This is a genomic window from Aestuariivirga litoralis, assembly GCF_003234965.1.
GTDB lineage: Bacteria > Pseudomonadota > Alphaproteobacteria > Rhizobiales > Aestuariivirgaceae > Aestuariivirga > Aestuariivirga litoralis.
The window spans coordinates 309,219-321,749 of sequence record NZ_QKVK01000002.1; the positions used below are offsets into that span (position 1 = coordinate 309,219).

Annotated in this window: 13 protein-coding genes; 1 reads left to right on the top strand and 12 read right to left on the bottom strand. The window is 65.9% G+C overall.

Annotated features, from left to right (window positions below; translation table 11 throughout):
* Nucleotides 1-17 precede the first annotated feature (17 nt).
* The 3 genes from DK847_RS05410 to DK847_RS05420 are packed head-to-tail and all read right to left on the bottom strand — an operon-like array spanning nucleotide 18 to nucleotide 1,986.
* Complete coding sequence (locus tag DK847_RS05410) at nucleotides 18-1,235, bottom strand: MFS transporter (protein ID WP_111196622.1); 1,218 nt, start codon at nucleotides 1,233-1,235, stop codon at nucleotides 18-20.
* 11 nt (nucleotides 1,236-1,246) lie between these two features.
* Nucleotides 1,247-1,663, bottom strand: a complete 417-nt coding sequence (locus DK847_RS05415; RefSeq protein ID WP_111196624.1) for an SRPBCC family protein — start codon at nucleotides 1,661-1,663, stop codon at nucleotides 1,247-1,249.
* Nucleotides 1,663-1,986 carry an ArsR/SmtB family transcription factor gene (locus DK847_RS05420; RefSeq protein ID WP_111196626.1) on the bottom strand — a complete coding sequence of 108 codons (324 nt, stop codon included), beginning with the start codon at nucleotides 1,984-1,986 and terminating at the stop codon, nucleotides 1,663-1,665. The genes DK847_RS05415 and DK847_RS05420 overlap by 1 nt, the downstream gene beginning before the upstream one ends.
* Nucleotides 1,987-2,161: 175 nt before the next feature.
* Between DK847_RS05420 and DK847_RS05425 the strand changes: the two genes are divergently transcribed.
* Nucleotides 2,162-3,835 (top strand): arylsulfatase, encoded by a 1,674-nt coding sequence (locus DK847_RS05425; RefSeq protein ID WP_111196627.1) that lies wholly within the window; start codon nucleotides 2,162-2,164, stop codon nucleotides 3,833-3,835.
* A gap of 46 nt (nucleotides 3,836-3,881) precedes the next feature.
* On the opposite strand, the gene DK847_RS05430 is transcribed toward DK847_RS05425, so the two are convergent.
* From DK847_RS05430 to DK847_RS05470, 9 genes are all read right to left on the bottom strand, one after another.
* A complete protein-coding gene (locus DK847_RS05430; protein ID WP_111196629.1) occupies nucleotides 3,882-4,889 on the bottom strand; it encodes an SDR family NAD(P)-dependent oxidoreductase in 1,008 nt (335 codons plus the stop codon).
* Between the two features lie 14 nt (nucleotides 4,890-4,903).
* The gene (locus DK847_RS05435) at nucleotides 4,904-5,935 is read right to left on the bottom strand and encodes an SDR family NAD(P)-dependent oxidoreductase (RefSeq protein WP_111196631.1); all 1,032 of its coding nucleotides are present in this window, start codon (nucleotides 5,933-5,935) and stop codon (nucleotides 4,904-4,906) included.
* A gap of 39 nt (nucleotides 5,936-5,974) precedes the next feature.
* Nucleotides 5,975-7,732 carry an alginate export family protein gene (locus DK847_RS05440; RefSeq protein WP_111196633.1) on the bottom strand — a complete coding sequence of 586 codons (1,758 nt, stop codon included), beginning with the start codon at nucleotides 7,730-7,732 and terminating at the stop codon, nucleotides 5,975-5,977.
* A 108-nt stretch (nucleotides 7,733-7,840) separates the two neighbouring features.
* Nucleotides 7,841-8,578: an amino acid ABC transporter ATP-binding protein gene (locus DK847_RS05445; protein WP_111196634.1), complete on the bottom strand. Its 738-nt coding sequence runs from the start codon at nucleotides 8,576-8,578 to the stop codon at nucleotides 7,841-7,843.
* Nucleotides 8,578-9,696 (bottom strand): aminotransferase class V-fold PLP-dependent enzyme, encoded by a 1,119-nt coding sequence (locus DK847_RS05450; RefSeq protein WP_111196636.1) that lies wholly within the window; start codon nucleotides 9,694-9,696, stop codon nucleotides 8,578-8,580. The genes DK847_RS05445 and DK847_RS05450 overlap by 1 nt, the downstream gene beginning before the upstream one ends.
* A gap of 4 nt (nucleotides 9,697-9,700) precedes the next feature.
* A complete protein-coding gene (locus DK847_RS05455) occupies nucleotides 9,701-10,375 on the bottom strand; it encodes an amino acid ABC transporter permease (RefSeq protein WP_111196638.1) in 675 nt (224 codons plus the stop codon).
* 65 nt (nucleotides 10,376-10,440) lie between these two features.
* Nucleotides 10,441-11,244: an ABC transporter substrate-binding protein gene (locus DK847_RS05460; protein WP_111196640.1), complete on the bottom strand. Its 804-nt coding sequence runs from the start codon at nucleotides 11,242-11,244 to the stop codon at nucleotides 10,441-10,443.
* Between the two features lie 133 nt (nucleotides 11,245-11,377).
* Complete coding sequence (locus tag DK847_RS05465) at nucleotides 11,378-11,935, bottom strand: hypothetical protein (protein ID WP_111196642.1); 558 nt, start codon at nucleotides 11,933-11,935, stop codon at nucleotides 11,378-11,380.
* A 27-nt stretch (nucleotides 11,936-11,962) separates the two neighbouring features.
* Nucleotides 11,963-12,463: a hypothetical protein gene (locus DK847_RS05470; RefSeq protein ID WP_111196644.1), complete on the bottom strand. Its 501-nt coding sequence runs from the start codon at nucleotides 12,461-12,463 to the stop codon at nucleotides 11,963-11,965.
* Nucleotides 12,464-12,531: the final 68 nt, after the last annotated feature.

Below are 12,531 nucleotides of genomic sequence, written 5' to 3' on the forward strand. Positions count from 1 at the left end.
GCCACATCCACCGAATTCTACCCCGCCGCCGGCCGCAGCTGGCCCTGCGCCGGGAAGGGCCGGAACAGCATGGCGATGAGGAAGGCGCCGATGCCCATGCCGAAGCTGGCGATGTAGAGCCAGCCATAATCGCCGGTGCGGTCGAAGATCCATCCGCCGAAGACCGGGCCAATGGCCATGCCGAGGCTGCCCGCCATGGAGGTGCCGCCAATGATGGTGCCCATCATGCGCAGCGGGAAGTTCTCACGCGCCAGCACGGCGTAGAGCGGCATGGTGCCGGCATAGACGAAGCCGAAGAGCGCGGCGACGGAGTAGAAGGCCGCGAGATCCTGCGCGAAGAAATAGCCGAGCGCGCCGAAGGCCTGGACGAGAAGGCCCGCCACCAGCAGCAGCTTGGCGCCGAACCGGTCGGCCAGCACACCGAAGCCCAGGCGCCCCGCCATGCCGGCGAGGCCTTCGACGGAGTAGATGGTGACCGCCGTCATGGCCGGGATGCCGCAGGCCACGGCATAGCTCACGGTGTGGAAGATGGGTCCTGAATGCGTGGCGCAGCAGAAGAAGTTGGTGAGCGCCAGCACGATGAAGGGGGCGGAGAGCAATGCACCCCGCGTGCTCATGCCCGGCTGGCCGGAAACATCCAGCGATGCGGCGGCGGCGGGATTGGCCAGGGCCGGCGGGCGGCGCAGCAGGAGAGCCAGCGGAACGAGGATGACCGCCGCAACGACGGCCATGATCTGGTAGGAGGTGCGCCAGTCATGCTGGGCGATGAGCCAGGCCGCGAAGGGCGACATGGTGACGGGCGCCATGCCCATGCCGGCCGAGACAAGCGACACGGCGAGGCTCCTGTGCGTGTCGAACCAGCCGGTGACGGTGGCCATGGTGGGTGCGAAGAAGGCAGCCATGGCGCCGCCGATGAGCACGCCATAGATCGCCTGATAGGCGGCGAGCGAGGTCACCATGCTAAGGCCCCACAGGCTGGCGCTGAGGATGACGGCCCCTGCCAGCACCACGGCGCGCGGGCCGAAGCGGTCCGACAGCATGCCCCAGACCATGCTGCCCGCTGCCATGGCGAGGAAGGCGATGGTCATGGCGGCGGAAATGCCGGTGCGCGTCCAGCCCGTCTCCTCCGCGATGGGAATGATGAAGACGGGGAGCGAGAACATGCAGCCGATGGCCACGCAGCCGATGACGCCGCCTGCGGCGACGATGATCCAGCGATAGGTCTGGTCGGTCATTGTCATGTCCTTCAGGCGGCGCGGAACTGCAGCGGGAAGCGGTCCATGAAATAGGACCAGCCCTCGCGGTGGGCTTCGCCATTGGCATTGCCGGGAAGGCCCGTGTGCACCAGCACCATGAGCGTGTCATGGCCCTGGGCGATGAAGCTCACCGTGACCAGCGTCTCCTGGCCTTCGGTGTAGGGCGACATCCAGCTGTGGCTGATGAGCCGGCCCTGCGCCAGTTCGATGAAGCGGCCGTAATGCGGCGTGTCGCTCATGCGGGCATAGAACAGGCCATCGGGCTTGCACTCCATGATGAGCTTGACGGCGGCATTCCAGGGCGTTCCCGGCACTTCGGGGTCGAGCCAGGCCGCATAGGCGGCCTGCGGCGTCGCCTGGATGGTGCGTTCGATGCGGATATCGAGGCTGTTTGCGGCGCGGTCCATCAGTGCTTCTCCCTTTTTGCCTTGAAGTGTTGCTGGAACTGGTCGAGCCGCTCGGTCCAGAACTGCTCGTAACGGTGGATCCACGAGGCCGCCTCGCGCAGCGGTTCCGGCTTCAGCGAGATGAACACCTCGCGGCCCTTGCGGGTGCGCTCGATCAACCCTGCCCGCTCCATCACCTTCAGATGCTTGGTGACGGCGTTCAGCGCGGTGTCGAAGCCCTCCGCCACATCGGTGAAGCGCGCCGGCCCCTTCACCAGGCGCTCGATGATGATGCGCCGGGAGGGGTGGGCCATGGCGGTGAAGACGTCGGTGAGATGATCCATTCTTACATTACACCATTAGGTGTAATATCAGTCAACCAACCTTCGGACGCAAGAGGTTTTGACGGCCGCCTCGCGCGCGGAGGTATTGACAGGCCCCGCACATGGCCGGAAAGTTGCCGCACGCGTTGCGCTGGGAGGAAACGACATGACAGTTTTCCGGCACCTTCGGACAGCGATGCCGTCCATCCTGCTCACCGGGCTTCTTGGCGTGGGGGCGATCGCACTGGCCACGGAGGCCGCGGCCCAGGGCAGCAAGCCCAACATCCTGTTCATCGTCTCCGACGACACCGGCTATGGCGACCTCGGCCCCTATGGCGGCGGCGTGGGGCGCGGCATGCCAACCCCCAACATCGATGCGCTGGCCCGGCAGGGCATGACCTTCTTTTCCTTCTATGCCCAGCCCAGCTGCACGCCGGGGCGGGCTGCCATGCAGACCGGCCGCATTCCCAACCGCAGCGGCATGACGACGGTGGCCTTCCAGGGTGAAGGCGGCGGACTTCCGCATGCCGAATGGACGCTCGCCTCGGTTCTGAAGACGGCCGGCTATGGCACCTACTTCACCGGCAAATGGCACCTGGGCGAGGCCGACTATGCGCTTCCCAATGCGCAGGGCTATGACGAGATGAAGTATGTGGGGCTCTATCACCTCAACGCCTATACCTATGGCGACCCCACCTGGTTTCCCGACATGGACCCGAAGCTGCGGGAGATGTTCAACAAGGTGACGATTGGCGCCCTGTCGGGCCTTGCCGGCCAGAAGGCGACGGAGGATTTCAAGATCAACGGGCAATATGTGAACGAGCCCGGCAAGAACGTGACCCTCGAGGGGATCAATTATCCCGATGGCGTGGTCGGCATTCCCTTCTTCGACAGCTATGTGGAGGCGGCCGCGCTGGAGTTCCTGGACAAGGCCGCAGCGAAGCCGGACCAGCCCTTCTTCATCAACGTGAACTTCATGAAGGTGCACCAGCCCAATCTTCCGGCGCCGGAATTCGTCCACACCTCGATGTCCAAGTCGAAATATGCCGACTCGGTGGTGGAGCTCGACACGCGCATCGGCAAGATCCTGGACAAGCTGAGGGAGCTGAAGCTCGACCAGAACACGCTGGTGTTCTACACCACCGACAACGGCGCATGGCAGGATGTCTACCCCGATGCCGGCTACACGCCCTTCCGCGGCACCAAGGGAACGGTGCGCGAGGGCGGTAACCGCGTGCCCGCCATTGCAGTGTGGCCCGGCCACATCAAGCCCGACGTGAAGAACCATGACATCGTGGGCGGGCTGGACCTGATGGCGACCTTCGCCTCGGTGGCCGGCATCAAGCAGCTGCCGGCCAAGGACCGCGAGGGCCAGCCCATCATCTTCGACAGCTATGACATCACGCCGGTGCTGGAAGGCACCGGACCCGACCCGCGCAGCGCCTGGTTCTACTTCACCGAAAACGAGCTCTCACCCGGCGCCGTGCGCGAAGGCAACTACAAGGCCGTGTTCAACCTGCGCGGCGACGACGGGGCGAAGACGGGAGGCCTTGCCGTCGATTCGAACCTCGGCTGGAAGGGCGCGGAATCCTACGTGGCGACGGCCCCCCAGGTGTTCGACCTGTGGCAGGACCCGCAGGAACGCTATGACGTCTTCATGAACAACTTCACCGAACACACCTGGGTGATGGTGACCATCAGCAAGGTGATCGACGATCTGATGAAGACCTATGTGACCTATCCGCCGCGCAAGCTGCAGAGCGGCACTTATACGGGGCCGATCACCATCAGCAATTACCAGAAGTTCCAGTGGGTGCGGGACCAGCTGGCGAAGGATGGCGTGGACCTGAGCCTGCCCACCGGCAATTAGCCCCGGCGCCGCGGCGCCCCCGGAAAACCGCGGGCGTGCCGGCGGCTCAGTAATCCGTCCAGCCGCCATCCGTCGGATAGATGCCGCCGGTGAAATTGGCGGCTTCGGGAGACAGCAGGAAGAGCATCATCGACACCTGTTCGGCCACCGTGGCGGGGCGATGGTTGGGGTCGGTCCAAGCGAGGATGGATTGGGTCTTGATGCTGCCCATGGTGGGGCCGGTGGAGGTCTTGCGCGAGGCAGCGACAAGGGCTCCGGCGCGCGCGATCATCGGCGTGTCGGTGGCGGCCATGTTGACCGAGTTCACGCGGATGCCATAGGGCGCATAGTCGATGGCGGCATTGCGGGTGAGGCCGTTCAAGGCGTGCTTGCTCGCCACATAGGCGGGATTGCCGGAAAGCCCCGTCATGCCCGCGATCGAACCCACATTGACGATGGCGCCGCCCTTGAGCTGCGCCACCATCTGCCTGAGCTGGGCGCGCATCATCAGGAAGGTGCCGAGCGCATTGGTGCGGAAGACGTTGGACCAGTATTCCTCCGTCGCCTCGTGGATCGGCGCGAAGACCAGCGGCTTCTGCTTCTCGTAATCGATGGGCTCGCCCGAGAACACGCCGTCCATGACGCCGGCATTGTTGATGGCGCCGTCGAGCCGGCCGTAATTCGAGACCGCGGCCGCCACCGCCGCGTCGGCCGTCGCCGCCTCCGCGATGTCGCCATGGATGAAGACGCTCTTGCCGCCCTGCTTCACGATTCCGGCGGTGGTTGCCTCGCCCAGGTCCTTGATCCAGTCGACGCCGACGACGTTGGCACCCTCGCGGGCGAGCCTGATGGCTGCGGCCGCACCCATGCCGCGGGCCGAGCCGGTGACGATGAAGGTCTTGCCCGTGAAGCGGCCCGCAATGAAGGCATCGGGGTCCGGTGGCGAAATCTCGACCAGGGCATTGCCGCCCGCCGTAGCATTGCCCGCCTGCGCCGCGGCGGGCGCAGTGGCTGCCACGGTGGCGGCGGCTGCGGCCAGCGTGCCAGCGGCCATGATGAGGTCACGTCGTTCCATTTCTGTCTCTCCCGTCAATAGGTGGCGAAATTGGCGCCCGTGAGGTTGGAGCTTTCGGGCGAGAGCAGGAACAGCATCATCGCCACCTGCTCGGCCGCCGTGGACCCGCGCTTTTCCTGGTTGCTCCATTGCAACAGGCTGTCGATCTTCAGCATGCCGATGCCGGTGTCCTTGAAGCCGCTGGCGGCGCGCTCTCTGAGCAGCTTGAAGGCGCGCTCATACATGGGCGTGATGGTGGTGCCCATGCAGACCGAGTTCACGCGGATGCCGAAAGGCGCATAATCGATGGCGGCATTCTTGGTGAGCCCGTTCACCGCATGCTTCGAGGCGACATAGGAGGGCGTGCCGCCGAAGCCGCGGAGGCCGGCGACGGAGGCCACGTTGACGATCGCGCCGCCGCGTTGCTGCTTCAGGAACTGCTTCAGTTCGGCACGCATGGAGCGGAAGGTGCCGGTGGCGTTGACGCGCATGACGACGTCCCAATAGGCATCCGTCGCCTCGTCGATGCGCGACATGACGAGGTCCTTCTGCTTTTCATAATCGATGGGATCGCCCGGGAAGATCGCGTCCATGACGCCCGCGTTGTTGAGCGCGCAGTCGAGCCCGCCATAGGTGTCGACCGCGGCCTTCACCATGGCCTTGCAGACATCATCCTCCGAAATGTCGCCCTGGACGAAGATGGCCTTGCCGCCCTCCTTGACGATGCCGTCGATCACCGCCTTGCCCTCCTCCGCGAGCCAGTCGACGCCCACGACATTGGCGCCCTCGCGCGCCAGACGGATGCAGGCGAGCCGGCCCATGCCGCGGGCGCAGCCGGTGACCAGCGCCGTCTTGCCGGCGAAGCGGCCGGGCATGAAGTAATCCTCCGGCACCGGCACGATGTTCTGGCGCCCGGCGATGACGGGGTCCGGCGGGTTCCACGCTGTTGCATAGTCCCTGAGGTCGAGTTCGAGCTGGACGCCACTGGCATCCGCCGCACTGGCGGTGCCGGCCACGGTGGCGGCAATGGCACCCACACCTGCAATCACGTTCCGGCGGTCAACCATGATGTTGCTTCCTTTCGATCTGACTTGGCGTGTTGATGATCACAGCGAGTAGCGCACGAAGAGCATGGCGGCGAACCAGTCCTTCGCATCGTCGTTCAGCGCGTCCTGCACCGCCTGGCCCGGCACGGTGTAGGCCAGCATGCCGTGGACGTACCAGTTGCGGTTGGGGAACCACTTGACGGTGACATTTGCCTCGTAGCCATAGCTGTCGGCATCGAGGAAGCTCAGGGCAGGATTGCCCCCGAGGTTGTCGCGGCTGGGGGCGGTGAAGGCCCAGAGCTGCGGCACCACCTCCACCGTGGGAAGCGGGCGGAAGCGGCCCTGGATGCGCTGGGCGATGACGTTCGAATCCTGCACCACCTTGAACATCGAGGAGCCCTGCACCCATTGCTCGCCATTGCCGCCCGAGAGAAGCGGGTCCCAGCGTTCATAGGTTTCGGTGTCAGGGTCGTCGCCCGAGAAATAGGCGAGGCGATAGCTGATCGAGGGCGACCATGGCTTGTCGAGGAAGCTGTAGCCCGCCTCGGCATAGCCCGCGGTGGCCAGCATGTCGAAGTCGCGGTGGTTCTGGATGGCGCCCTCGATGCCGAAGAAGGGGCCCGGTTGATTGGGCGCGTTGGGCGTCCAGGTGGCGCGCAGGTCATAGACGTTGAGGCCCTCGCGCGTGCCGATCACCTGGCCTTCGGGGCCGTAATAGGCATAGTCTCCCTTGAGCGCGGTGACATAGCTCGCCGCCGCCGTCATTCCCGCGACCGGCCGCGCCTCGATGTTGAGGCCGGCGAGGCCGGTGTTGGTATTGATCACCGGAAGCTCGTCCGGCTCGACGTAGAAGGCTTCCAGCTTGGTGGCGTTGTAGCGCAGCTGCGCCAGCACCAGCATGTCGGACGCCCAGCGCGCATTGGCCTGCAGCGCCGCGCGGTTCCAGCCATTGGCCGCGGTGTTGGCGATGAGAAAGCCATTGGCGAGCTGGAACTTCTGGCGGCCCGCACTGAAGTTGAAGGCGAGGCGGTTGCCCTTTTCGTCGGTGGTGCCGGTGATGAAGCCGGCATAGGCGTCCTCGAAGAAGGTATAGCCGCGCGTTTCGTTGGTGAAGAGTTCCTGGCCTTTCGAGCCAGAGCTGATGGAACTCAGCCCGCCATAGACATAGAGCTTGTCGGTGACGGGGGTGATGCCATAGAGGCCGTAGTGGAGATAGCCTTCGACCCACTGGCTGTAGCCCGCCCCCGCGGGCTTGCCCTGCACCAGCGGATTGCCGTTCAGCATCGGACCCGGCTGGCCGAACCAGGCATTGTTGTTGGCGTAGGTGAGCGTCAGCGCCTCGAGCTTGGCGCGGACATAGGTGCCGTCCTTGTCGTAGAGGACCGGCAGGTCGGCCCGGTTGTTGGTGATCAGGAAGCCCTGGCCCTCGAACTTCCTGGCTCCCGTGGCGAGCGTGATGGTGAAGGTGACGTCAAGCCCGCCGGCGCGGCCCAGCGCATAGGTGTAGGTGACATTGGCGATTTCCGGGTTGCGGCGCACCCGGGCAATGGCGAATTCCGCCGCATTGGGGCTGAAATAGTCGCCGGGATAGACCGCGAGGAACTTGCGCAAGCCATCGGTGACCTTGTCATTGTAGGCCTGGTCGGGCGCCGGGTTGGCAATGGTGACGCTGACCGTCTCCACCCGCAGGCTGAGGAAACCCAAGTCGGCGCCATAGCTCTGGGCGCGGGCCGGGCGGGATTGAAGCGCGCAGCCGACCGCCCCCAGCAGGCCGAGGCCCAGCAGGATCAGCCTCCAGAATTGCCCGCGCGTCCGCACCAGCCGAATCTTGCCCTCTAACCGCCAAGGTTGCACACACAATGCATGATCCGGAGGGGGATGAAAGCCAGCCTGTGCCCAAACTGGGTTATCCACATGTGGGGCGGATCAATGCCGCAGCAGCTGGTCCAGGAACTGCCGGGCGCGGGCCGAGGCCGGGCTGGTGAAGAATTCCGCCGGGGGCGCCTGCTCGACGATCTCGCCATGGTCCATGAAGACGATGCGGTCGGCCACCTTGCGGGCAAAGCCCATCTCGTGGGTGACGCAGAGCATGGTCATGCCCTCGGTGGCGAGGGCGATCATGGTGTCGAGCACCTCCTTGATCATCTCGGGGTCCAGGGCCGAGGTGGGCTCGTCGAACAACATGATGCGCGGGCGCATGCAGAGCGAACGGGCAATGGCCACGCGCTGCTGCTGGCCGCCCGACAGCTGGCCCGGATATTTCCGCGCCTGTTCCGGGATCTTCACCTTGGCGAGGAAGTGCATGGCCAGGTCCTCGGCCTCCTTCGGCTTCAGGCCGCGGACATAGACGGGGGCCAGCGTGCAGTTCTCGAGCACGGTCAAGTGCGGGAAGAGGTTGAAGTGCTGGAACACCATGCCGACCTCGGAGCGGATCGCCGTAATGGTCTTCGACTTCTTCTGGACGCGCATGCCGTCGACGTCGATCGAGCCCGCCTGGTATTCCTCCAGCCCGTTGATGCAGCGGATCAGTGTCGACTTGCCGGAACCCGAGGGGCCGCAGACGACGATGCGCTCGCCCGAGGCCACGCCGAGGTTGATGCCCTTGAGGACGTGCAGCTTGCCGAACCACTTGTCGAGGTTGCGGATGTCGACGGCGGCTTCCATCACGCGCTCCGCGTCAGCGGCGCGAGCGCCGACATGAGGGCTTCGATGTCGGCATCGGTGGTGATGATGCCGGGCGAGAGGCGGAGGATCGCGCCGCGCGCGTCGGCGGCGATGCCCTGCGCCCTCAGTGCGGCCACGATGGGCGCGCCATCTCCGGGCATGCGGCACATGATGGAGCCGCCGCGGCGGGCCTCGGCACGCGGTGTCACGATGTCGAGCCGCAAGCGCGTGGCCTCGGCGATGATCCACTCCGTGTGGCGGCGGTTCTGGGCGAGGATCGCGGCATGATCCTGCGCGGCGTGCCAGTCCATGGCGGGGAGCGAGGCGATGGCGGCCATGGAAGCGGGCGTGCCATTGTCGAAGCGGCGGATGTCGGGGGCATATTCGAAGCGGTCGAGCGCCCAGCTGAAGGGGTTGGGCTGGCTGAACCAGCCGCGCAGTTCCGGCTGGCAGCGCCGGGTGAGTTCCGGCGCGACATGGAGCACGCCGGCGCCGGGCGTGCCGCACATCCACTTGAGGCTGGTGGAAACGGCGAAGTCGATGGCGGGCGCCCTGACCGAGAAGGGGATGAGCCCCGCGGCCTGGGTGATGTCGACGCCGATCACGCTGCCCATGGCGCGGCCGTGGGCGACGAGCGCCTCGAGATCGACACGGTGCGATGAGGTGGACGAGACCCAGGTGATGAGGGCCAGCGCCACGTCCGGCCCCCACTGCGTGATGAAATCCTCGCTCTCCACCCAGGCCGCTCCCTGGCGCGCGGCCACGGTGTCCAGCGTGAAGCCGAAACGCTCCTGCAGCTTGCTCAGCAGGAAGTGGTTCGACGGGAAACAGTCGGCGGCGACCAGGATGCGCTTGCCGCGCAGGGTTTCGGGCGGCAGCGCCGTCACCAGCATGTGGAGGCCCTGCGTGACGTTCTCGCAGGTGGTGACGGAGTGTTCCGGCGCATCGATGAGGGCGCGCCAGCGTTCGATGAAGCGGGCGCGCTGGCCCAGCACATGGCCCCATTGCTGGTCGTCGGGTGCCGCCCAGGCGGCGGCGAAGCTGGCCATGACGCGGGTGATGTCGGCCTGCTTTTCCGGATACTGGCCGATCGAGTGATAGAGGAAATAGGCGGTCACGGGCTTACCTTTGATAGGCACGTTGCAGGTGGTGCTCGAGCCAGCCGGTGAGGCGGACGAGCGGCCAGAGGATGGCGAGATAGATGAGGGCCGCCACCATGAGCGGTGTGGGGTTGGCGAAGAGCGCCTGCGCATCGGTCGCCTGCTTCAGGAGGTCAGACATGGCGACGACGGAGGCGAGAGACGTGTCCTTGATGATCGACACGCAGTTCGAGGCCTGCGGGGGAATGACGAGGCGGATCGCCTGCGGCAGCACCACCTTCTGCATCGAGCGGACGAAGCCGAGGCCCAGCGACGAGGCCGCCTCGAACTGGCCGTGCGGCACCGACTGGATGCCCGCCCGCATCACCTCCGCCGAATAGGCGCCGAGCACCAGCGAGAGCGCCACGGCGGCGGCGGTGAAGGAGGAGAAGACGATGCCGGCGAAGGGCAGCGCGTAATAGATGAGGATCAGCACGACGAGCACGGGAAGTGCGCGCATGACATCGGTGTAGCCCGCCGCCAGCAGCCGGAAGGGCAGCGGCGCGAAGAGGCGCACCAGCGCGATCGCCAGCCCCAGCAGCGTGCCGAAGACGATGGCGGTGACGCCCAGCAGCAGCGTCATGCCCAGGCCCCGCAGCAGGATGGGGAAGGCGCGCGCGGCAATGTCCGGGTTGAAGAAGATCTCGAGTGCGTTCATCGCCGTCCCCTGGCGCAATGGCGGAGAGGGGAGGAAGGCCCAGGCCCGCCTCCCCTGCTCCGGCGTCAGTTGGCGGAGGTCGGCACCGGCATCGGGGTGACGGCGAAGCTGCCGGGCGCCGGGGCAACACCCATCCACTTCTCGTACATCTTGGGGAGCGTGCCGTCCTTCTTCATCTCGGAGATGATGTCATTGGCCTTCTGGAGCTTGTCGGAGCCCTTGGGCATCATGATGGCGAATTTCTCGCCGGTCACGATCTCGGCCCCCACCTTGAGGCCCTTCATCTGGCCGAAGGCATAGCGCAGGCCCACGACATCGTTCACCACCGCATCGATGCGGCCGTTCTGCAGGTCGGTGAGCATGTTGGCGGTGGTGTCATAGCTCTTGTTCTCGGCGAAGCCGATCTGGTCCTTGTGCTCGGCCAGGTACTTCTCGGGGAAGGAGGTAGCCACCGTGCCGATGACCTTGCCCTTCAGCCCCTCGAGCGAGGTGATGCCGGAATCCTCCTTGACGCCCACGCCCAGCGCGCCCTCGAAATAGGGCTGGGTGAAGGACTGGCTCTGCAGGCGCTCATCGGTGATGGTGAGCGAGGAGATGACCATGTCCACCCGGCCCGCGGCGGAGGCGACAAAGAGCGCCTTGAAGTCCATGCCCTCGATGTCGGCGGTGGTTCCCATGCGCTTGGCGATTTCGTTGACGATGTCGACCTCGAAGCCCTCGAAGGCGCCGGACTCGGTCTTGTTCTCCCATGGCGGGTTGGCCGGATAGGCGGCAACCTTGAGCGGGTCGGCGGCATGGGCCGTGACGCTCATGCCCGCACCCATGGCGAGCACGGCGAGCCCTACGGCCAGGCGTCTGTTGAGTTTCATCGCGTTCCTCCACATTGCATCGGTTCTTGGCGTTTCTTGGCATCCGGGCGGGCCGGATGCGGGGGAGCTTCGCCAAGTTTGGGGCGTCTGGCAATGGCCCAGCGGCGGCTCGCTGGCGGAGGCTGCGCCGCGGTCAGCCGCCGAGGCCGCAGGAGCTGAGCGCGGCCGTGAGCTTGTTATCCACCGGCACGTTGACCGTCCTGCCGCCCTGCCCGATGAGCATGACGGCGGCACCATCCTTTTCGCTGGTGAGCGCCTTCCACAGCCTGTCGCCATAGTCGAGGCGCACCACGAATTGTTCCGCCAGGTTCGACTTCGGATCATTGACCGGTTTCACCTCGAGGCTCTTGCGGATGTTGCGGCCGTTGGCGCGGAAAGTGACCTGATAGCCGGCTCCCGTCTTCACGAGGGTGGAGGCGGGGCCGTTGCTGTCGGAAACGTCGCCATCGGCCTCGGGCGAGACCGGCAGCATGACGCGCAGCGACTTCGAGCCGTCGCTGCAGACGACATGGATGAGCTCATATTCCTCGCTCACGGCGCTGCCATCGACGCCATACTTGTAGTCATAGACCGCGCCGCCCTTGATGCGGCTGAAGGTGGAGACCTCGTCTCCCTGCTCCTGGGACTGGGCGGCGGTGCCGGCAAGCAGCGTGGCGAGGACAGCGAGGGCGAGGCGCGGGGCGACGGTCATGGGAGTTCCTCCGGGTGATGGCATGGATCAATTGAAGCGGCAGGCGCTGGCGGGGGCGGGGCGGAGACGCACCACGCGATCATCATCGCCGGCCACGCCCAGCACCGGTGAAAACTCCGTCTCGCCTTCGACGCCCACCTCGGCGAGGGTGAGCAACAGGCCCTTGCCATCCGCCTTCATGGTGAAGTGGCCGCCATCGCCCTCGACGCCGCAGTTCGCCGTGTGCGGTCCGCCGCGACAGATGCCCTCGCCCTCGAAGGCCTCGTCATGGCCCTTCACGCGGAACTGGAAGGTGACATCGAATTCGCCCTTCACGGAAGACGGATACTTGCTGGCGGTGAGGGCGAAATGGGTGAGCTGCTGCTTCGGATGGGCGGCAAGGTGCCCGGCATCATAGACCCGCGCAAAGCAGGGTGAGCCCGGCTTCCAGTCCTTGAAGGCGGGCGCGGCGCTGGCCGGCAGGGCGAGCAGCAGCAGCGGCAGGCCGGTACATGCGAGGCGGGCGATGAGGGCGGTGGTGCAAGTCATGGCGGCTTCTCCGTGATGCAGCCATCCAACCACAGATCCGCACCGTCAACCGTGACGCGAGTCACGGT